This is a genomic window from Caldanaerobius fijiensis DSM 17918 (genome assembly GCF_900129075.1).
Classification (GTDB): Bacteria; Bacillota; Thermoanaerobacteria; order Thermoanaerobacterales; family Caldanaerobiaceae; genus Caldanaerobius; species Caldanaerobius fijiensis.
This window is the reverse complement of the sequence record NZ_FQVH01000087.1, coordinates 1-1,125: the sequence shown is the minus strand read 5'-3', so window position 1 is coordinate 1,125 and position 1,125 is coordinate 1. Positions and strand designations below refer to the sequence as shown.

Genomic DNA, 1,125 nt, shown 5'->3' with positions numbered 1-1,125 from the left:
CTGCTTATATTTTAGCACATATTCTCTTTGCCCGCTGAATTCCGGCTTTCATCTCTTCAATGAATTGGAGAGGATTCCCGCCGGTTCTTCCTAAAGTATTTGCGCCTGTTTATCAAGACAATCACCCTTTAAATTTTTTATGATGCACTTGAGAGGTGCAGGTCTGCCTAAAATATATCCCTGGGCATATTTCACACCTAGATCTTTGATCACGTGAAGTTCATCTTGAGTTTCTATTTTTTCTGCGATGAGATCAGCGTTATTCTCGAAAAGATTTAATAGGCTTTTTATAACCCGCTGTTTCCGGCTGTCTTTTGTAAGGTCGTTTATGTAATACCCATCCAGTTTTACAAAATCAGGATTGAGGTCACACCAGTGCCTTAAAGAGGAATAACCTGTGCCCATGTCGTCGATGGCGATTTTTACTCCGCGATGGTGCAATTCGCTCACAATGTATTTAAGAGCAGACCAATTGGCAATTGGTTCTATTTCTGATAGTTCCAGAACGATCGGGACAGGGAGGTCTATATGGTTATCCCACCACCGGATAAAGTTTTTGTTGAGCAGTGTAGATGGGAGGATGTTTACAAACAGTGTGTTCAACATAGAATTGGCGTTTTTTATGGCTAGTTGTAGAGAGTGTATGTCCAGTTTAAGGCTGATACCTGCCCTTTTAGCGTATTTAAAAAGGTCCTGAGGGGATACATATATGTGTAGGACCCACTATATTGCCTGTATCTAATCGAAAAATAGGCTGATACCAATGGATTATATGGTAATTCATGATGCTTTTCTCTCCTTGATATAAGATTTTTAAAATACATAAAATTTTTTAAGAAACAAAATAAAGATTTTGTTACATTTGATACGCTGAACTCTATGCTATTTGGGATTCATATGAGGTTGCCCGTGAGATATAAAAGCCAAACACCATCTTTTTTGGGGATAGGAAATAAAATAATTATTAACTGCCAACTTGATTTATTTGAGGTGTTGTGATTTTATGTGAATTGTTGTATATTTATATTAACAAGACAAGCGGTGTAATGTCAAGTGGTATTTTTTGGAACCTTGAAAAATAAAGGCCTCAAAAACTCTAAAAAAGACAACACTTAATAAACCCAC

Annotated in this window: 1 protein-coding gene; it reads right to left on the bottom strand. The window is 37.1% G+C overall.

Annotated elements, in window-relative coordinates:
- Window positions 1-90 precede the first annotated feature (90 nt).
- A complete protein-coding gene (locus BUB87_RS13950) occupies window positions 91-711 on the bottom strand; it encodes an EAL domain-containing protein (RefSeq protein WP_084111366.1) in 621 nt (206 codons plus the stop codon).
- Window positions 712-1,125: the final 414 nt, after the last annotated feature.